A 19,705-nucleotide genomic window follows, 5' to 3' on the forward strand; every position below is an offset into this window, starting at 1 on the left:
AGCGAATTTCATCAGGTATAGGGGCTTAAAAAAAGACAGGAAAACAGAGGGAATCAGGTATATTTGAAAAAAATCAATCTGAACTACTTTAGATGGAAGAAAAAAAATATCAAGTACCGCAGGGTACAACTGGAGATATGGTACACACTGTTGTTAAGGCAGGAATCTCAGCCGTGCCATTTGTTGGAGGGTCAATGAATGAGATTTTCAACGCAATAGTTAAGTCCCCTATTGAGAAAAGAAAACAAGAGTGGGTGGAAAGCATCACTGCTGGGCTGATTGAGCTTGAGAAGAAGGTAGAAAGCTTCTCAATAGATGAGCTTAAGAATAATGAAGTCTTCATTAGCGTTTTGTTAGAAGCGAGCCAAATCGCTATAAAAAACCACCAAAAAGAAAAATTGAATGCTCTGAAGAATGGTGTCTTAAATTCTGCTACAACTTCTACTGCCAGTGGTTTTGAAAAAGATATGGAGGAGCGCAGAAAAATTCAGTTTCTCTACCTTATTGATCGGATGTTCCCGGAGCACATAGAAATACTGAAGTACTTCTCGAAAAAAATGGGCGGTGGCACAATGTGGAGAGATTTACACCCTAGCAAGTATTTCGATGACTTCTTTATGGTTCATAAAAATAAGGTGCTTGATACTGCGGTGCAAAGGTTCACTCCTGTGATCTATGAACTAGTAGACATGAAGCTTCTTATGATTAAGAAGAGTACCAGCGCCTCTTCCCATGACGATTTGGTAGAAGAAGAAGTGCATTCTATGTATACAGTATCTAAGTATGGTCAAAGCTTCCTGGAGTTTATTGAAGTAAATTAACATTATGAAAGCTGAAGGTTTCGTAAACTAGCCTCGGTTAAACCCAGTCTCAAAAATTTTTCTTAAAAACAGCGTTTCCAGCTGGTACGCTGGTTTTTTTGTACCTCGCCTATACTTTAAAATCTCAAAATCACACTGCTCTCCCCGACGGCGCACTGATGCTCCGGCGCAATTTCACAGACCGACCTCGGCGATATATGAATGGCCTCCGACAAAAAGAAAACCGCAACCAAGATGGCTGCGGCTTTCGGGTTGGCTAAAAGTTGTGGTCGCTACGCTGAGAGCAGCATGAAGTCTGAGAAGTCCATCAGTGGATTGATGATGTGCTTGTCGATGGATAGGAAGTGAAGGTCCACAGTGTCGGTGAAGTGAGTCGCCTCTTGGCCAGGCACAGTGAGTTTCTTTTCGCTGCTCTTGTCTTTCTGTATCTCACCACCACGGCCCTGCTTCACTGGAGCCAGGCTCATCGCCGTGAGGATATCCTTACAATTGTCTTTGTTGAAGCGGATGGCTGGCAGCCGTGGGTCTGTCTCACCCAGCAGCTCATGTGCCAGGTGGTACTTGACCTGGTGCACAGGCACACGTCCCATGTTCACTATCCTTACAGTCCAGCCCGCTTTCCTTAAGCGCTCAGCAAACTGCTCGTTATAGGTCATGTCTGAGTCAGGGCGGCGTGCATTACCCCATTCAGCATCTTGTATAAAGACAAACTCTTTCTTCAGGTGGTAAGCGTAATACTCAATGAACTGATCAGCTAAGTCATTGATCAACTTCGGGTGCTTTACATACATGCCTTTCAGGAATCTATACTCACCCGGATGCTGCTGCGCCAGGGAAAGCACTGATATCTTGGATCCCCAATCGACAGCACCCCTGATTGGCATCGTGCTTACGCAGTCGCTATCCATCCTGGAGTCTATCGTCGAGAGTTTCTTCAGGTTGAATTCCAGCCCCAGAATGTAATCGTTGTTATTGGCATCTACTGCATGGCGCTTACTGAGCATCGGATAGAAGCCCTCCTCTACAGTGCCAGGCCTGCGGTTAAGCACCTCGGTCAAGAACACGAAATCGGTCAGCTGCAGCCGCTGATCCTCCAGGTATTTCAGTCCCAGGTTAACGATATTATCAAAGGCGTTAGCCTCCGAATACAGCAGGCCTTTTTCGTCTGGAGCAAAGCGGATCAGTTTACTGATCTCCTGCATATCTGCCCAGGCACGCTTTCTGAAGTCACGGTCGCGGCTGTCGATAAACTTGAGCTGCAAATCCGTGATTTCTTTCTGGAGTGAGAGCAGGTCGTATTTATCCAGGACATAGTTGCCAGCCTCCACTAGCCAGCGTCCCTGGTCGCCGTAAGGCATAGAGCTGAAGTGGAAAACCCCATGATGCAGAGGGTTCTTCCCAAAATAGCGCCTGTTACCACGGTTACCCGCAGAAACTTCCTTATCAAATCGCTCCTTGTTCAAAAGCAGCGACTCATCACAGATTATACCGTCGAGGTTGTTACCACGGGCACTTGATCCGTTTGCATCCTGCGTTACCAGCTGAATACAGGCTCCAGTATAGAAGTAAATCGCGTACTGATCATCCAGTGGCGGCTCATACGGCAGAGGCCACCGGTATTTGGCCGGTGGCTTTCTGCCCACAAAATAATGCTTGTCCTTGATGTAGCCGATTCGCTCCAGCGAGGCAATGGTGGAGGGCAACGTTACGGCCAGAATCTGCTTATACGTGCTGCCTACCAGTACCCACTTGCTGCGGGGCATTGTCTGGACAATCAGGTGGATCAGCCAGGCAATAAGCGAGGATTTTCCAGTCGCACGACCCCAAAGTGAGACGGCAGAGGCTATTTTTGAAATGATAAAGCGTAGCTGAGGCCTGTTGAACTTCAGCTGCTTAAAAGCTTGATTTTTACTCATCCGCTTCCTCCTCCTCGGGCTCATCAATCACATTATCCAGGATATTGTCGATTGATTCATCCCCCAGGCCCATCGACTCGACGGCATCCACCACGTCTTCGTACTCGTGCTCTGGAAGCGTCTGAATTTTGGAAACATCCAATGTTAGCGGCTCCTTACTGCCTCCAGAAGATATCTGGATCATATAGGTATGTGCCTGCAACAACTCTGCGTCGAAAGCGGATGTATCTTCGGCATGGAGGCCTTTGAGCATGGCCATGTTCTTGATGGCCGTGTTCATCTGCTTCAAATCCGGTGGCTTCTGACTCGCTGCAAGCTGAAACACCTTCATGGAGTACTCATAGAGAATGTGGCGCAAACCTTGCTTGCTGGTCTGCGTCACATCACCGAATAGCTTAGTGGCATTGTTGAGCATGCGGTAAGCTGTGGCTCTGCTGAGGTCAAAGCGATTCATCAGCAAGGGTACCGACTGCTCAAATGAATGATAGTTCACCAAAAGCGACCAGGCAGCCTCGATTACGGACCGCTTGGTCTTATCCGCATCCGACAGGCTCTCTTCACCCTCTTCACTTAGGTAAGAGTCGTAGAGCCGGTCGAGCAGCGTGTCCTTGGACTTATCAACCTTAGTTTTGGTGATTGAATTGATTAAGTTCTTGCTCATTCAGCAGGTAGCCATTGCGTTTAACTGAGAAGGGAAGTTTGTTGTCGCGCATGTACTGCACCCATCGCCTCACTTCAACATCGACATACTTCGGGTCGAGCTCGGTACCACGGCACTGACGTTGCAACTGCTCACAGGCGATGATCTGACTGCCTGAGCCTAAGAAACCATCGAACACAATATCACGGCGCTGGGTACTCATCTCCAATAGATAGCACAGGATTTCCACCGGCTTCATGGTCGGGTGGTCGGCGTTGCGGCTCGGGCGGTTGAACTGCAGCACAGTACTCTGCTTGCGGTCACCGTACCACTTATGCGCAGCGCCCTCTTTCCAGCCATATAGAATCGGTTCATGCTGCCAGTGGAAGTCCTGACGGCCCATCACAATGGATTGCTTTACCCATACCAGGCATTGTGAGAGCTTCAACCCGGCATTCTTCAGAGCCTGGCGGAAGTTGGCGCCTTCTGAGTCGGCGTGAAACACGTAGATGGGTGCTCCAGCCTCCATGAAGAGGTAACTGTTGGTATAGAAGTCATACAGGAACTGGTAGAAATCCTCGTCCGGCATGCTGTCATTCTCAATTTTGAGTTTATCCTTGGTAGCACCCTCGTAGTTGACGTTGTAGGGAGGGTCGGTGATGGTGGCGTTTGCCAGTTTACCCTGCAGTGCTTTCTCCACTGTATCTGACTCCAAAGAAGAACCACAGACCACCACGTGTTTCAGGTGCTTGGAAGTACTCTCCAGCTCGTATACATCGCCCAGAACAGAAATCGGCGCCTTAGGAGGCTCTGGGTTGAACTCACTCTCCTCTTCCGGATTAATCTCCTTCAGGACCGCATCTGGCATCTTGAACTCATCCACGTTCAGGCCTAATGCCCCCAGGTCGATGTCACTGAAAACAGCGTCCAGTATATCCAAGTCCCACATGCCGATGGAAACATTCGAGCGGATGTTATACTCTTTGAGCTCCAGCTCGGTGAGCATGCGGTTGGGGCAGCGCACGTCGATCAGCTCTTCGCCTCGCTCCAGGAGCATGAGCACGGTCAGGCGCTGGTGGCCAGCGATAACGGTGTTATCCTGGTTGATCACAGGAATCTCAACCAGGTTAAACTTCTCGATGCTCTCAATCAGGCGTTGCTTCTGTGTTTCGGTAAGGATCCTTGGGTTGTGCTCATAGGGCATCAGGTCTGAGACCTTGCGCTGCACGGTAATCCACTCCAAGGCTGCGGTTTCATTTGTCATTTGAGGTAATCAATATGGTAAGTCTTTGTATTTCGGTTTCAATGGTCGCCAGCTCCTGTTCATTGGTTTCTGGATGCTTGCGAAGTCGGGAGCGCTTAGTGCGTAGGTTGTTGCGGTGCTGGATCAGGCTGGCCTTGTCAGACTCGTCCACCTTTGATTTTGGGAAGAGCTCATCAGGCAGACATCCATGCGTCAGGTAAAACTTGCGGATGTAGTTGAGCTTTTTGATTTGTGGTACCAGTTCCAGGATCCGGAGTGATAGCTGGAGCAATTTCTCACCCTCCGGCACCATGTTGAGCCGTGCATGCGCCAGAGTTCGCTCATCCAGGAGTGACTGGCGCTGCTTCATCAGCTCTTCGTAATGCGGCTGATGGGCTGGATTGGAAGCAGGTGCTTCTGGCTGGGGTTTAGGAGCAGCAATTTTTACCGGTTTAGTTGGCTCTGGTGCTTTTACCGGCAGCAGCTCCTGAAGTGACTGGAGCAGTTTCTCACTATTGAAGGAGGATGGTCCTGAGGCGAACATGCGCTTGCGCACGTTGCTGCTGCCATACTGATCATAGAGTGCGACACCTGCCGCGTAGTCCTGATCAGACGCTAACCACCTTTTAATTTCCTGCTCCATACTTCAAAAGTGGTCAGACAGGGGCAGCTAAAAAAAGACATAAAAAAAGCCCTGACTAGTGGTCAGGGCTTTAGTTTATGCAACATTTAATCTTTAAACACTCTTTTTCCGGGTGCGTTTTGGCTTCGGTACCAGGTAAGGGAAGTCACCGGCGGCCACATACCTATCCGCCTGCTCCAGTGTTACTTCGTACAGGTCGATCATACCATGCTTAAAGCTGTTGATCTGTGTGTACTGCGTACCCAGCTGGTACTTCCTAGAGACCTCCGGACGGAGCTTTTTTACCTGCTTAGCCATTGGTTTAAGGAGCTACGACAGCGTCTCGCTTCAAGGTGATATCACCCTCGTAGTAAAGCAGGCCAGCCTGATAGCCGGTTACCTTGAATGTATAGCCTCTGCGGCCACCGCTCAACTTCGCCAAGGAGAAGTCGCTCGGAATGCTCATGCCCAGGCCTTTGGTACCCCACTGGAGCAGTTTGCCGTCCTGTGTCCTGGTGATAACAACGCAGGGCGTGTTGCGAATCCAGCGGGCAAACTCAGCAGCTTCTTTCTTCACACCAGGGTGGAAGAACTCAAACTCCACCTGACCGCCGTAACCGTCAATCTCACCAATCGTGGTGATCTTCGGCTCAGACGAGTCCTGCGTCGCATAGCACTCCACAAAACCTAAACCAGCCTTAAACTCATGTGTGCCGTCGATGGTCACGCTGTCACCAGGCTCAGTGGTGGTTTTAACACTTTTCAGGCCTGCAGCCAAAAACCACAAAAGTGGCGCAACATATACCTCCGAGGTAATACCGGCTGGGTTATCCTCCCCAGCTGGTGGCAGTAGATCAACAAAATCCATCGTTCAGCCTCCTTACTTAGTTGGTTCAACATAAGCCACCAGCAAGCCAGACTTCTTCTCAACCAGCAGGTCCACCAGTTTCTTGTCTGCGCTCAGCTCTGCAGCTAGTACATCTGCACCAGTCTCCGGATGCTGAAACTTAGCGGCCAGTACCTGGTACTTTTTCTTTTTGCTGTCCTGAACGACAGGGAGCTTGTTGCCTTTCTGAGCCTCGGCCAGCGCCAGGCGCTCGTTCTGCTCGTCGATCAGGGCAGCTTGCTCTTCTTTTTCTTCACGCTCCCTGGCAAGCTCTGCCTTTAGCGCTTCGATCTGCTCTTCAGCAGTTAGTTCTTTATTCTCAGCCATTGCTATGGTTTACAAATGATTTACAATTGATTTAGCGACTCAAGACCTGGTAATTAAACCAAGTCTTGATCGTTGGTGAACACGATTTCAGGAATCACGAAACCAACGCCACGGCTCCAGTCAGAGAACAACTTCACCTTACGATCGATGCTTTCAATCTGCATCGTGTTCTGGTTCTGTGTGCGCTTGCCCAAGTGAATGGCGTTAGACTTCGGCGTCATCCAGATCTTATTGGCACCCGCCATGGAAGGCAGACCGATGATGGATGTATTCGAGAAGTCAACAGAGCCATTGCTGCCTTTGTAATCAGTGTCTTTACCATACAGGGCACGGTAGCCTTTCAGGAAGCGACGCTCCAGCGACTGGCTCATGCAAAGCTGCATCGGGATGTGCTGGTAATTGGCATTCACTCTGTCCACAAAGAACTCCACCTGCTCTACAAACACCTTGTTGTCTGCATCCGGAGCACCGGTTACGATTGGCGTGATACGACCGGCAGTAACCTGGTCGTTGATGGCCTTTCTAAGACCATCCATGGCAGTACCAGCAGCACCTGGCTGACCATTTACCGGAGCCTGGTAAACGCCTTTGTACACTTCGTAAAGCTCGTAATCCTCCTTTGCCTTTGGCAGCAGCATTACTTCCACATACCAACGGATAAATGGCCAGGTCTTACGGTCCAGACCGTCACCAGTAAGGAAACCTAACCAGGTAGCTTCCAGATCATCCGGATACTCCTCCGAGTCAACTTTCATTTTGAACTGGTTGATCACAACCGGCACAAACTTCAAAGCATCGATTGGCGTCCAGGTCTTCTGGAATGGCTGCAGCACTCTACCGATGGTAGCCTGGGCAGCACGCCACTGCGTTTCGTCTGTAATGATTGAAGTCAGCACAGAGTCAGTCGTCGATGGCGCATTCAGCATCTTCACGATGCGAGCTAAGTTCTGGCCGTTCTTCAGGTAGTAGGCACCAAACTCAGCAATGATATCAGCGATATTCATCTTTATAAAAGTGGATTAGTTGAACAGTGGGTTTTGATCCAGCGCCTGGTTGTGAGGCAGCGCATCGATAGCAGCCTGGCTCTCGTCAGCACCCGACTCTGGGTTGTCAACACCGTCTTTCTTCACGGAGGTAGGTGTTGCGCCTGGCTGGTTGCCGTACTTCTCAGCCTCAGCCTTAAAGTTGTCACGCTCCGTAGTCAGGGTGGCGTTAGTGTCAGTCAGCGTCTTTACCTGCGCGGTCAGGTCTTTTTCAGCTTTAACTGAGGCTTGCAAAGCGTCGTACTCCGACTCGGTGATCAGCGCCACACCCTCAATGCCAGCAGCCTCTAACTCTTCGTTAGCGGCTGTTACCATCTCTGCTGTGAGCTCCTCACCAGTTTTTCCGGCCAAGGCAGCTACAGCCTTGAATTTGTTTTTTCCGAACATGGTCTGGTTTTGAGTTATTGAGTTGTCTGTATTGTTTTGGGAAGCAGCTAGCTGGAGTGCACGCTGCACAGCGTAATCGAAGTCACCCATTTCATCGGCCAAACCGAAATCGATGGTATTCTGGCCGAAGTATACCTTGCCAGTCAACACATCTTCTTTCTTCAGGTCGAGCTTGTCACCTCTGAACTCCTGCACAGAGCCAAGGAAAGCCTCATTCAACGGATCAAGCTGCTCTTTGCGCAGTTGGTCGTACTTGCCCTGCATGGCCTGGGCATGTGCCTCGTTTTTGTCGACAGACTTAGAGGCCCGGATAGTGTGGGACTTGATGCCGTGCTTCTCGTAATAGCCAGAGAAGTCGGTGATACTAGCCATGGTACCAATAGAGCCGACAGAGGCTGTCTTGCCTGCCGCAATGATCAGGTTGGAACCACAACCAGCCCAAACGCCTGCAGAGCACATCATGTCGGCGTGCACCACCAGTGGCTTTGAAGTATTCTTGATGATGTTATGGAAAGCCTCGGTGCCTGAAACGGTACCACCTGGTGTGTTCATTCGAATGACGATGGCGGAGATGTTCTCATGCGCATCTGCTGCCTTGATGCGCTGGCCAAGTGTTCTGGTGCCAGGCGTGCCGCAGTAGTCGTTGATCATCATCGGGCCGTCCACTGTTACTACAGCCACAGATCCGGATGGCGCATCATCGTAGGAGCTATAAACAGTAGAAGCCTCCACCCCGCCCATGGCAAATGGCAGGGTTTCGGCTCTTTCTTTTGGAGTCACCAATGTCGATGCAGTCAGCTCACTGTTAAGTAAAGAAATGACTTGAGGCATGTACGCCTCGGCAGCCGCTGGATCAATCATCCAGGGCTCACGGAGAATAGCAGAAACTAAGTGGTTGACTTGCATCGACAGTTATGAATTGACACAAATCTGGAGAATGAGAGGGTTGGAAAAAAAGACAGAAATTACTGGCTGCTTCTCGCTGTTATATACTCATCATGTGTATAATTCACTCCTCCAACACTTTCTATTTCATTTAACTGTTCAGGTGTGTGATATCCCTCAAGAAGTGTTTGACCAGTAAGATCTCCATTATCATCAACCATCATATTGACGATGGGATATACGCTTCTTAAATCAGGGTATTTATTCGATTGTATGATTGAATAATATTTAATCCTTTTCATAATCACTTACATGCTAAATATAATGCACCTCTATGGCGCAAAATGGGTTATTTGAGCCAGAAGCCTGGAAACCAATATCTAAAACGTCCCCCTCAAGCATCGTGAGCTCAAAGAGTAGGGTGTTGTCGACAAATTCCACTGTGCCGGAGCTTACCTCTACACCGCTGGCGTTACGGTGTGTATAGTTTAGGGTAGTTCGGGCGCTGCGATTGCGGTAAATAGATTTTACCACCAAGTCTTTCTGCGCTCGAAACGGCTTGACCTCATACGTGGTGTTATATATCAGCAGCCCGCCCTCCGGTACCCAGGCCGCATAGGGGCTGCCATTGTCAAGTTCAGCCGCCGTGTAGTTAATCATTTGCGCGTCAATGCCTGAGCCAGTGGCTTCCAGCACCATTCCGCTTTGCGGCTCGTCCATGCGCCAAGCTCCCACAGCACTCTCGGCAGGCAACACGCCCGCGTGTATGTCTGCGTGCTCCTGATTTGAAAGCTCCCGATTCCACTGACCACCGATGAAAACATACCCGATGAAGCTGTTGCCACCAGTGGCGCTTTGCCCGAACTCAAAGCTGGCGTTACTGTCCAGATTGCCGGAAGGCATATCCCCTGGCCAGTCATTAGAGGTAGTGCCGAAGGTATACTGTAAGTCTGCTGCCGTTCGCGGAACGCCATTCAGGTACAGCTTGTAATCTTCCTTTTTGGTCGGCGCTGTTCCGGCACGACTCAAGCCGAGGGTTGTTTCTACTCCAAGTGTCGCGGTCTCAGCTGTCAATATGTTATAACGAGAGCCTCCACTGCCTTGCGGGCGCATAAAAAGTCCGAGTTTGTTTCTATCGAAGAAGAGGGCAAAACCCGTCTCTGTGCCTGATTTACTCATAATACGGGCCGTGGTAGAAGCGCCGGGCAGCACCAATGCCAAAAACCTGACGGCCAGAGAAAAGGGAGTGGCTCCTACCTGGAACGCTTGCGAATCAATGGCCGTGATGCGGTCATTCACCCCATCTACACGAATCGAGCCTGGTGAGAGGTTAGCAATTTCCACTGGAAGACCGAAAAAATAGCGCTTTATCATCCTAGCTTAGATTTAACTATCGCCTCCCCGAAATTCTTACCAGCTGCCAAGGTTACGCGGTACTCGATGGTGTAATGCACGAAATTGGTAATCTGGCTATTCAGCGTAGCTATGCTTGTAGTGGCTGGTTGTGAGGCACTCCCTCGCTGCGTGGCAATATAGGTCATGGTGGCAATGTTTGACAGCTCCACAGCTTGCACGGTGATTTTCTCGTTGTAGTAAACGCGTTGTGAGCGGGTGTAGCTGGAGAAAGAGAGTGTGTCCCACCGGTCAGTGACTGCCCATGCCAGGGAGGCCAGCTTATCGAGTGCCGCTTTTACTTTAAGCACCCCAGCACCGAAAAAGGTGCTGTTGTTAGTGGTGTAGTCAATGTCGTTGGCTACAATGCTCACGGTTGCTCCGGACTTGCCGTTTACGCTGCTTACTTTTGTAGCAATGTTGTCTTCATTTGTCTTAACCTTATTTGTAAGGAAGTCTAACCACCCTTTTAGAGAGATAGTGGCAGTAGAGTTGGCAAGTCCTAAGTAACCCCACAAGTTAGATGTAGCTCTGGCTGCAATCGCCCTGGCATCGGTAAACCATTTATTAAACGCACCTTCACTCTGAATATCGTCGGTGCTATTAATAGTAGTACCACTTTTCGGAAGTATAAGCCTGCCATTGGCATCCGGAGAATACTCCTGCCCATCCATTTCCACCACCCTTACAAACACCACTGGCTCTTCCACTGCACCACCGGCATTACTCCAGAAAAGGTAAGCGGCGAAGAGTAGCTCAGTGCCTGGCTGATCAGGATGCTCAAAGGCTGGCGTCACACCTGGATCCTGCCCGTAGATATAAACCCATCCATCGGCTGAGGCAGCCAGGATGTCGATGCGCTCTCCCCATCCAACTGGAGGCAATGGCACGTTTTCTTTAGCATTGGGTGTTGGCAGAGGCGAGACCTGCCCATGGACTTCTATTTCCGCAGGTGTGACTTTTACTGTGTTGCCTTCTGTGGATACTTTTGGATAGACTTTCCACTTGAAGCCCTCCGGAGCTGGCGGTGCCGGTTGCTCAAGCTTCTCCACCCGAGCTGCTAATTTCTCAACTGGATCAAAGAGTGAATCAGCGATATCAGTAGAAAACTCCCGGTAATCCTTTTCGGCGATATCGAAGGTATTGTTGTCTTTGAAGCGGCCGGTGATTGCCGCCCACTTTGTCTTAAATGCCTGGAGTGAGAGTAAGGCCATTATTTGATCTGGTAAGTAAGTTTAAATCCGGAGCGGATGATGATTGTTTTGCCAGCAGGTATAGAGGCAATCAGGTTGCCTCGGGTATCTACCATCCGAACGGCCTCACCACCTACCACAACTGGTGGCGCAATCGTTCCTTCTTCTGCGACATTGAAAGGTCCACTGTAGAAGTAAGCTGGGTTGCGGGACTTGCCTTTGAAGCTGAATCGGTAGCCTTTGCGCTGGCCAGGTTGGTTGCCTGAGCTATACTTGCACTCAAACACCAAAGGGTGCTCCTTGTCGCCGATCAGCTTAAGCTGGCCATCCATATCCTGGTAAAGCACCACCACCCGTTTGCCTTTCAGCATGAGCATAGCCTCAGCTAGCTCAGGTGTATGGCCTGCTACAAATCCACTGAAATTGTTGTTGTAGAAGTGGCCGTGCACATCGTCATCAGATGGCTCGTCAAGCTCTGGAGAGAATTGTGTGGCTTCAAAGAAGTTGAACAGCGTGCCCTCGGCCAGCTGGAGATCACTCACAATGGTGACGCCCTCCACTAGGATCTCGTCGGGCAGGTTGGCTGCCAAGGTATAGTAAAAGCGCTGGTTTACCCCTGAAGTCTGACCGGCAACCCTTGAAATATTCTTCATCTGGGAGTGGTTAGAGGCGAGTGACAACTACGGCGGAAAAACCTGGGATTTCTACTGATTTTTTCCGCTTTACCCACTTATTACCATACTTCTTCCGCTGATCACGGTACCAGGCCTGCTTGAGAGTGAGGGGGGAGATATCGCCGTCATCAAAAAAATACTTGCCCATGAATCCATCCACCATGGCGTCCATAGTCATTTTCACGCCAGCTTCCTGGAGCGTTTCCACATAGTATAGAAACTCATCCTTGATGGTGGCGTCGATAAAATCGTTGAAATCGTAAATGGTGCGGCTGGTGATGTTGTTGCATCCTCGGTTCTTATACTTATCGAGGGTGATGATAACATCAAGGTTTTGAGAGTATTTCTCTCGCTCAACGTCAAAACGCTCATCGTGCTGCTGGTTGCGCAGCATGTGGATGAGCATTTTTCCTTCGTTGTGCTTTCGGCTAAGTTTGAATTCGCCTTGGTGCTTTTTCTTTAGAAACTTGAGTACGTGGGGCAGTACTGGAATTTGTACAGTTAGAAGCATACAGGGTGGTTTGGGGTGCATTTTAAGGGTACACTAAAATACTCATTTAGTGCGTCCTATAAAATGACAACTACGGCGGAATAAGCTTTTTACCCGCTTTTAAGTTCCCTGTACTTTTTGTACTATTTTTCTATTACAAACCCTGCTTCTATCAAGTCCGCAACAAAAATATCCACCGACTCCGTCCGGATATCGGATCCGTTCTGGAGCTTGCAGCGTCTGGCTGTCTGCGCCATGAATTCTTCCAGGTCGGCAGACTCCGTGTGGCTAGTGTTGCGCATCTCCCAAACCAGGTCCAAGTTGGAAGCGGCCTGTATCTGGCCGCCTCCTAAAAATTCGTATGTTTTCATTCTCTATGCTGCTAAGGCTGCTATTCTGTTTCTGTAAAAGTTTACTACCGGCGCTGGGTTGAAAGCTTCCAAAGATTCCAGCGTCTTTTGCGAAGAAACGTTATTTTTTGAAAATTCTACCAGGTTGTTGAGGAAAGTTATCCAGTTTACCACTTTGTCTACTTCGATGGTGCCGCTGTGCTGGCGGAATTCAACCGTGCCGTGGCGGAAGAAGCTCTCGGCGTTCAGCTTGAAGTAGCGGTCGCGCCCTGTTACTTTCTGCGCTATTTGCTCAATGTTGCTGCAGCTATCGATGGCGCTATAGGCGACGCTCTCGCTGCTAAACCTGTTCAGGAGGCTTCTGCAATATATGTTGTTATTAGCTCTGCGGCTTACCGGCAGGAAGCTATCGATCAGGCCTTCGTAGTTGATGTAGTTCTTATACAGGTTTTTCCACTGGGCCAGCTCAAAGTCGTTGGCTCCGAAGTGTATGTGCATGCCGCAGCTGCGGTTGATCAGGGCGTTGCATTTCTTCAGGGCTTTGCAGGCTTTCTTTACCTGCTCCAGGCCTGCTTCGCCTTGCAGTACTGGGCTTACAAGTTCAAAGCCTTGTGCGCCTGATATAGAAGCGTCTGTTACTATTTTCCAGTGTGCGCGGGTGGTGTGGTTGTATCCCTCGATGGCTACTGTTATGCCCTGGCGCTCCAGCTCAGCTTTCAGGCGGTGCATGTCTACGCCGTAGGCTTCGAACTCTACTCCAAAGGTGCGCGTGAAAAGGCCTGGTGTGAATACCGAGGTTTGGGTGGCAAGGCCTCGGCGTTGCATGGCAGCGTATACGTTCTGAACAAAGCCGTATCCTACGCCCATCATCTCTGCTACCTGCTTTCTGGTAAAGCCCAGCTGCAGGAGCTGCTGCATTTTATAAGTCTTTGTCGTGCCGTTCAGGTTTAGTATTTCTTGTGCTGTCATGGTCGTATAGCGTTGTATTGTTGAGTCTAAGTACGACCAATTAAGACTCACTATCAAGTTATTAAAACACTCTTTTTCAAGCGTTTACAAACTTCTTTGCACGCACCAACACGATCTCGGAAGGGTGGAATTTGTGCTCTAACTCAAAGCGTTGGAGTGCTGATTCCAAGGATTTTATAGCCGTGGGAAGTGGCTGTTGCTGGTAACCTTCTGAGAGGTAATTGTGAAAGGAATAGTCGCTATACTTGCGCACCCAGCGGGCAGCTTCGTACTCTTTGATGCGCTGGTATTTGTCAGCAAATAATATGAGCGCGTAGGGTCTTGTTTCCTGTAGCCAACGCTTGACTTTGTAGGCTGATTGGTTAGAGGGGCAGCCAAGCATGAACAGCGTTGCACCACCAATCAATTCATTCAGCTCAATATAATACATACTTTAGGTATTAAAGCCTTGCTTTCTATATATGTAAAGTGTCTGATGGTGAATTGCTTTGATGAAAGAATTAAACGTTTTTACAGCCCTTCTAGCATATTCATATTTAGGGAATATAGGCCTCCCTTTTTCTAAAGGGTTCAATATTGACATCATCAAAGAAACATGTACAATTCGGTGCCTAATCCTAATAATGGATTTTATTTCATCAAGTGATTCTTTAGACATCCCTAAGTCATTATGAAAACTGATATCAAAGCCCTTTTTGAAAGCCTTTTTAGCTACATCAAAGTTTTGAAAATTTATTCTTCCCTGCTTAATCAACTTCTGAGTCGGAGTAATTCCTTCTAATTGAGCTGCATTTAATATCGCTTGTATTTCGTTGACTTCTTTTTCACTTCTATCTAGAAATGCATTAGCTAATGATTCAAAATTAACTTGAATCCCCTCTTCTTCTAGTTCTAAAAATCTGTGTTTACAATAGCTTTCAAATCCAGTGACTAGTATCACTAAAATCATATTGACAATTACAGCTTCGTATGAGTAATCTCTTGTATTAGGGTTGTTATTAAGCAATAACTCAGCAGCTTCTACAACACTATCCCAAGTCTCTACTGCTGAATTCTTAAATAATTGTTTCCCATTAGAATAAATTTCTACAGAGATTGTTTGAATACCTTCATCACCCATTTGAATAATTTCACCATCTTCAGCAATACCAAATTTAACAGTTGACGGGGATCCTAGTGATACCTCTTGATTATTCAATCCCTGATTACCAACAACTAGTTTGATTTGATCCGGTGACCAAATCATAATAATTGTTAAGAGTCTATCCAACTTAAATTTTTTTAAATCTATGAAAGCTCGTCTTGTTCCTGTACCAGGCGACGAATGATAGAATACTAAATTATCATTTATGTCTTTTTCTAGAATCAGGACTATTTTCCCTGTAGGTACTTCTATAATCCTGAAAGCAGAGTTATCTCCAAAACTGAAAACTCCTAGAAAAATTTGATTGACGAATGACCCCTCAGGATACCTCATCATTTCTTGAAGTTCACCTATTTGGTCTTGTGGAAAACCATGTGGTAGTTTCATAGTGCGATATAGCTTTTATGTTTTGATTGAACGGTAAATCAAAGACTAGTTGATGTTACTTTAAAATTATCTTCCCATAATCAATTTACATGTATCAATATATTAAGTAATATATTTCCTTTAAATAATTTCTATCTTAAAGCCGGAAAACAAACAGACTATGGCTTTAAGTTGGAACGAGATTAAGGATAGGGCGGCACGATTCGCCAAGGAATGGGAAAAAACTGAAAAGGAAGAGGCTGATGCTAAACCCTTTCTGGTTGAGTTTTTTAACGTGTTTGGCATTAGCCACAAGAAGGTGAGCACCTTTGAGCACCGGGTAAAGAAGCTGGACGAGAAGGACGGCTATATCGATCTGCTTTGGAAAGGAACACTGCTCATCGAAATGAAGAGCAAAGGCAAAAACCTAGACAAAGCATTTACTCAGGCCAAGGATTACCTGCATGGCCTGGAGCAACACGAGCTTCCCTCCTACATCCTGGTTTCTGACTTTGATCACTTCCGCCTCCATGATCTGGTAGAGGGCACCACTGTTTCCTTCCAACTCAAAGACTTTGTGAAGCATGTGCAGCACTTTGGTTTCATCGCCGGTTACCAGCAGCGCAGCTACAAGGAGCAGGATCCTGTGAACATTCAGGCAGCTGAGCTAATGGGCAGGTTGCATGATAAACTCAAGGAGGTGGGATACGAAGGCCATGCACTGGAGGTATACCTGGTGCGACTACTTTTCTGTTTGTTTGCCGACGACACTACCATTTTTGACAAGGATATCTTCCGGGACTTCGTTGATCAGCGCACGAGTGAGGACGGCAGCGATCTTGGTGCCCGCATAACTGAACTCTTCTATGTGCTCAACACACCACGGGAGAAGCGTCTAAAAAGCCTGGATGAGCAACTCAATGCTTTTCCTTATGTAAACGGTAAGCTCTTCGAAGAATTCCTGCCGCCAGCTGCTTTCGATAGCCAGATGCGCCAGATACTACTGGACTGTTGCGGATTGGACTGGGGCCGTATTTCCCCAGCTATTTTCGGATCTATGTTTCAGAGTGTGATGAACCCGAAAGAACGTCGCAACCTTGGTGCACATTATACCTCTGAAAAGAATATCCTGAAAGTGATTAAACCTTTGTTCCTGGATGCTTTATGGGAAGAATTTGAAGCCGTAAAGCACAACAAGAACAAGCTGCAGGACTTCCATAAAAAACTCAGCACGCTTAAGTTCCTGGACCCTGCTTGTGGTTGCGGTAACTTCCTGGTGATAACTTACCGCGAACTGCGCCTGCTGGAGATAGAGATCCTCCGAGCCATGAACAAGACTGGCCAGGGCTTTCTTGATGTGCGTGAGATCATCTGGCTTGACGTTGATATGATGTATGGCATCGAGTACGAGGAGTTCCCCGCTCGTATTGCCGAAGTGGCCATGTGGTTAATTGACCACCAGATGAACATGCTGATCAGTCAGGAGTTTGGTCAATACTTTGTGCGATTGCCATTAAAGAAGTCTGCTAATATTGTTCATGGTAATGCTCTGCAGCTGGAATGGGAAAGTGTTGTACCAAAGGATCAATTAACCCATATATTAGGCAACCCTCCTTTTGTAGGAGCAAAGTTTCAAAATTCTGATCAGAGAGAGGATCTTAAGTCAGTTAATAGGAATGTAGATAATGGTGGTCTATTAGACTACGTTGCCGGATGGTTTATTAAATCAGCTAGGTATATAAACAATACTCAAATCAAGGTTGGTTTTGTTTCTACTAACTCGATTTGCCAAGGTGAACAAGTTGCGCCGCTATGGAACTATATGTTCTCACAAGGGATTAAAATTCACTTTGCGTTCAGTACTTTTCCATGGGAAAGTGAAGCTAAAGGCAAAGCTGCTGTCCACGTTGTAATAGTCGGCTATGCTAATTGTGATATACCTGAGAAGAGGCTTTTTATTAGACAGAACAACTCTGATTTTCATGAGTTAAAAGTGAAAAATATAAGCCCATACTTAGTTGAAGGCTCTGACATAACAATCGGAAACAGAAGTAAACCTTTATGTAATGTTCCTGAAATTGCAACTGGGAATAAACCAGTAGATGGCGGTAATTATATTTTAACCGATGAAGAGAAAGTTGATTTCTTAAAAAATGAACCCAATGCTGAAAAATACATTTTACCATTTTTAGGCGCTTTTGAATTCATTAATAACAAAAGTCGCTGGATTTTACACCTTAAGGATATTAGCCCCAGTGAGCTGAAGAGTATGCAAGAAGTTTTAAAGCGAGTTGAGGCAGTAAAACAATTTAGGTTAAAGAGCTCTAGTCTTCCGACAATTAAACTGGCGGTTACACCCACTAGATTTCATACAGAAAACATGCCTTCTACAAATTTCTTAGTAATTCCTCAAGTATCATCTGAAAGAAGGCTTTACATCCCTATTGGATTTCTGAAACCTCGGGTCGTGTGTAGTGATAAGCTAAGAATAATGCCTAATGCTACATTATTTCACTTTGGCGTTTTAACCTCGAAGATGCACATGGATTGGATGAGATTGACCACCGGCAGACTAAAATCTGATTATCAATACTCTGTATTAACTGTTTACAACAACTTCCCTTGGCCAGAAAACCCAAGTGATAAAAACATTAAAGCCGTTGAAGTTGCAGCCCAAAAGATATTAGATGCTCGGGAGTTATTTCCAGACAGTTCACTGGCGGATTTATATGATCCATTAACCATGCCACCGCAGCTAGTGAAGGCCCACCAGGATCTAGATCGCGCTGTGGATCTATGCTACCGGCCACAGCCATTTGTATCAGAAGCCAAGCGCATGGAGTTCCTATTTGAGTTGTATGAGAAGTATACGGCTGGCTTGTTTGCCAAAGAAAAGCCTAAGAAGAGCAAAGCCAAGAAGGCTCCAGCTGATGTATAGTGCGGTAGCCTAACTTGAAAAAAGGAGAGCAGATCAGTATATTTGAAATGAAACCGTTGTGGTCCGAGTGAGACTAATCATTTCGACGAGGGTAGCTGCAGCGATTTTAGAAGGAGAGGCTACTGTCTTAACAGACAAAGCCTCTCCTTCGTGTTTTGTAAAAGATTACCGCCAAAAACTCATTTGATTCTTATGCTCGTCGCTGATCAACCGGTCGACGGTTGCCTCTTTGGCTTTGGAGAGCTTGAGCTGCTCGATGGTGCGGCCCTGGGTGAAGTAGGCAAGCTGGGCTGCTCTCATTTCTTTAACCGCCTGCTTTAGTTGATTGTATTTTTGCCAATCCGTCATTGCTGCACCTCACTTTCCTTAAAAGTCACCGCCATCATAAGCAGGAAACACAAGAAGGGAATGAACACGAACCACATCATGACTGACATCCTTTCGGCTTATTGTTGGAGCGAGAGAAAATCTTCTCATTCTCATCCCAGGCCAGCTGCTTTTGTTCATCCCAGTAGCTGTCATGGCCATACTCCATTTCAATTAACTCATCGATCCAGTACTTAACCGAACGCATGGAAAAGAGCATTGCTGTGGGGCTATTATGCCCATGCTGAATGTTCTCTCTGATCCAGTGCCGCAGATGGACTATCCTTTCAAAAGTGATCTGGTGCGGGTACCACCTTTTGGCGAGGCTGACTGCGTCATAGATGTAAGAGTCGTAATTCCAGGCTTGGTATACTTCGCCGCAGATCAGGAGCTGGTGGCCCTCATCTGTCTTGGTGATCACCTGGGCGAAGTCAGTGAGTTTTTCTATCGCGATCATCTCTATGCCTCCTTTCCAAAGTAGTACTCTGAGAAGGCCTTAGCCTGGTTCATAGTCTGGCAAGAGCTGTTTACCGTTTGGTCTTTACTGTAGTCCTTAACCGTATAGCCAACTATCCTATTGGTGCCATCTGCATACAGGGCAGTTATTTCTCCTTTTGGCTTCTCGTTGATCGACACTACCTGCCTGTGGGTGGTGCCTTGGAATGAAATTGCTGGGGATACATTCATTGTTTTAGGGATTTAAGGTTTAACTCAATATTGTCTTCAAAATTCAAGGCTTTCTGCTGGATCTTGCCCAGGATCATCTGCAGAAAGTGATCCTGCTTGGTATTGCGGATGCAGTGGTGAATGGCCAGCAGCTCTTGGGGAGCGAAGCTGAAAGTGAACTGAAGTGATTTGTGGTGCTGCTCCTTCAGGTACTTGGTGTGCAAGCGGCCGGCCACTCTCCGGAGCGGATCGGCCGAGAGAAACTCAGCCAAGCTCACTTTGCTGTCGCTCCGGAGTGGCTTGAAGATGTGCGCACTGATGGCATTGTAGAGCGCCAGGATCTCCAGCCGGTTTGTCGTGATCTGTTGCCTGAATATAAGTGCCATA

General features: G+C 47.6%; 24 protein-coding genes. 2 read left to right on the forward strand and 22 right to left on the reverse strand.

Annotated features, from left to right (window positions below; all coding sequences use genetic code 11):
* The first annotated feature begins 92 nt into the window (after positions 1–92).
* Entirely contained in the window at positions 93–821 is a 729-nt protein-coding gene (locus OH144_RS10460) for a hypothetical protein (protein WP_266206247.1), read from the forward strand.
* Positions 822–1,093: 272 nt separating this feature from the next.
* Here OH144_RS10460 and OH144_RS10465 read toward each other — a convergent pair whose 3' ends face one another.
* The 18 genes from OH144_RS10465 to OH144_RS10550 form a co-directional block, all read right to left on the reverse strand.
* Positions 1,094–2,737 carry a hypothetical protein gene (locus OH144_RS10465; protein ID WP_266206248.1) on the reverse strand — a complete coding sequence of 548 codons (1,644 nt, stop codon included), beginning with the start codon at positions 2,735–2,737 and terminating at the stop codon, positions 1,094–1,096.
* A complete protein-coding gene (locus tag OH144_RS10470) occupies positions 2,730–3,398 on the reverse strand; it encodes a hypothetical protein (RefSeq protein WP_266206249.1) in 669 nt (222 codons plus the stop codon). The genes OH144_RS10465 and OH144_RS10470 overlap by 8 nt, the downstream gene beginning before the upstream one ends.
* Positions 3,361–4,641: a DNA modification methylase gene (locus OH144_RS10475; RefSeq protein WP_266206250.1), complete on the reverse strand. Its 1,281-nt coding sequence runs from the start codon at positions 4,639–4,641 to the stop codon at positions 3,361–3,363. The genes OH144_RS10470 and OH144_RS10475 overlap by 38 nt, the downstream gene beginning before the upstream one ends.
* Positions 4,631–5,263: a hypothetical protein gene (locus OH144_RS10480; RefSeq protein ID WP_266206251.1), complete on the reverse strand. Its 633-nt coding sequence runs from the start codon at positions 5,261–5,263 to the stop codon at positions 4,631–4,633. Before OH144_RS10480 ends, OH144_RS10475 begins: the two co-directional genes overlap by 11 nt.
* A 93-nt stretch (positions 5,264–5,356) precedes the next feature.
* Positions 5,357–5,560: a hypothetical protein gene (locus OH144_RS10485; RefSeq protein WP_266206252.1), complete on the reverse strand. Its 204-nt coding sequence runs from the start codon at positions 5,558–5,560 to the stop codon at positions 5,357–5,359.
* Positions 5,561–5,564: 4 nt separating this feature from the next.
* Positions 5,565–6,110, reverse strand: coding sequence for a hypothetical protein (locus OH144_RS10490; RefSeq protein ID WP_266206253.1), 546 nt, complete (start codon positions 6,108–6,110; stop codon positions 5,565–5,567).
* A 12-nt stretch (positions 6,111–6,122) separates the two neighbouring features.
* Complete coding sequence (locus OH144_RS10495) at positions 6,123–6,455, reverse strand: hypothetical protein (protein ID WP_266206254.1); 333 nt, start codon at positions 6,453–6,455, stop codon at positions 6,123–6,125.
* 53 nt (positions 6,456–6,508) lie between these two features.
* Positions 6,509–7,459 carry a hypothetical protein gene (locus tag OH144_RS10500; protein WP_266206255.1) on the reverse strand — a complete coding sequence of 317 codons (951 nt, stop codon included), beginning with the start codon at positions 7,457–7,459 and terminating at the stop codon, positions 6,509–6,511.
* A gap of 15 nt (positions 7,460–7,474) precedes the next feature.
* A complete protein-coding gene (locus OH144_RS10505; protein WP_266206256.1) occupies positions 7,475–8,665 on the reverse strand; it encodes a S49 family peptidase in 1,191 nt (396 codons plus the stop codon).
* A 185-nt stretch (positions 8,666–8,850) separates the two neighbouring features.
* The gene (locus tag OH144_RS10510; protein WP_266206257.1) at positions 8,851–9,072 is read right to left on the reverse strand and encodes a hypothetical protein; all 222 of its coding nucleotides are present in this window, start codon (positions 9,070–9,072) and stop codon (positions 8,851–8,853) included.
* 13 nt (positions 9,073–9,085) lie between these two features.
* A complete protein-coding gene (locus OH144_RS10515) occupies positions 9,086–10,144 on the reverse strand; it encodes a LamG domain-containing protein (RefSeq protein WP_266206258.1) in 1,059 nt (352 codons plus the stop codon).
* Positions 10,141–11,376 (reverse strand): hypothetical protein, encoded by a 1,236-nt coding sequence (locus OH144_RS10520; RefSeq protein ID WP_266206259.1) that lies wholly within the window; start codon positions 11,374–11,376, stop codon positions 10,141–10,143. The genes OH144_RS10515 and OH144_RS10520 overlap by 4 nt, the downstream gene beginning before the upstream one ends.
* Entirely contained in the window at positions 11,376–12,008 is a 633-nt protein-coding gene (locus OH144_RS10525; RefSeq protein ID WP_266206260.1) for a hypothetical protein, read from the reverse strand. The genes OH144_RS10520 and OH144_RS10525 overlap by 1 nt, the downstream gene beginning before the upstream one ends.
* A gap of 10 nt (positions 12,009–12,018) precedes the next feature.
* Positions 12,019–12,540, reverse strand: coding sequence for a hypothetical protein (locus OH144_RS10530; RefSeq protein WP_266206261.1), 522 nt, complete (start codon positions 12,538–12,540; stop codon positions 12,019–12,021).
* A 122-nt stretch (positions 12,541–12,662) separates the two neighbouring features.
* Positions 12,663–12,890: a hypothetical protein gene (locus tag OH144_RS10535; protein ID WP_266206262.1), complete on the reverse strand. Its 228-nt coding sequence runs from the start codon at positions 12,888–12,890 to the stop codon at positions 12,663–12,665.
* A gap of 3 nt (positions 12,891–12,893) precedes the next feature.
* Positions 12,894–13,838 carry an amidoligase family protein gene (locus OH144_RS10540; protein ID WP_266206263.1) on the reverse strand — a complete coding sequence of 315 codons (945 nt, stop codon included), beginning with the start codon at positions 13,836–13,838 and terminating at the stop codon, positions 12,894–12,896.
* Positions 13,839–13,914: 76 nt separating this feature from the next.
* Positions 13,915–14,268 (reverse strand): hypothetical protein, encoded by a 354-nt coding sequence (locus OH144_RS10545; RefSeq protein WP_266206264.1) that lies wholly within the window; start codon positions 14,266–14,268, stop codon positions 13,915–13,917.
* Between the two features lie 3 nt (positions 14,269–14,271).
* Entirely contained in the window at positions 14,272–15,369 is a 1,098-nt protein-coding gene (locus OH144_RS10550; protein ID WP_266206265.1) for a hypothetical protein, read from the reverse strand.
* 160 nt (positions 15,370–15,529) lie between these two features.
* Between OH144_RS10550 and OH144_RS10555 the strand changes: the two genes are divergently transcribed.
* Positions 15,530–18,286 carry a class I SAM-dependent DNA methyltransferase gene (locus OH144_RS10555; RefSeq protein ID WP_266206266.1) on the forward strand — a complete coding sequence of 919 codons (2,757 nt, stop codon included), beginning with the start codon at positions 15,530–15,532 and terminating at the stop codon, positions 18,284–18,286.
* Positions 18,287–18,451: 165 nt separating this feature from the next.
* On the opposite strand, the gene OH144_RS10560 is transcribed toward OH144_RS10555, so the two are convergent.
* The 4 genes from OH144_RS10560 to OH144_RS10575 all read right to left on the reverse strand — a co-directional run bounded on the left by OH144_RS10560 (position 18,452) and on the right by OH144_RS10575 (position 19,704).
* Positions 18,452–18,634, reverse strand: a complete 183-nt coding sequence (locus OH144_RS10560) for a hypothetical protein (RefSeq protein ID WP_266206267.1) — start codon at positions 18,632–18,634, stop codon at positions 18,452–18,454.
* A gap of 76 nt (positions 18,635–18,710) precedes the next feature.
* Positions 18,711–19,109 (reverse strand): hypothetical protein, encoded by a 399-nt coding sequence (locus OH144_RS10565; RefSeq protein WP_266206268.1) that lies wholly within the window; start codon positions 19,107–19,109, stop codon positions 18,711–18,713.
* Between the two features lie 2 nt (positions 19,110–19,111).
* Positions 19,112–19,339, reverse strand: a complete 228-nt coding sequence (locus OH144_RS10570) for a hypothetical protein (protein WP_266206269.1) — start codon at positions 19,337–19,339, stop codon at positions 19,112–19,114.
* The gene (locus tag OH144_RS10575; RefSeq protein ID WP_266206270.1) at positions 19,336–19,704 is read right to left on the reverse strand and encodes a hypothetical protein; all 369 of its coding nucleotides are present in this window, start codon (positions 19,702–19,704) and stop codon (positions 19,336–19,338) included. The genes OH144_RS10570 and OH144_RS10575 overlap by 4 nt, the downstream gene beginning before the upstream one ends.
* Position 19,705 lies beyond the last annotated feature (1 nt).

This window comes from Pontibacter kalidii, from assembly GCF_026278245.1.
In the GTDB taxonomy this organism is placed as follows: Bacteria; Bacteroidota; Bacteroidia; order Cytophagales; family Hymenobacteraceae; genus Pontibacter; species Pontibacter kalidii.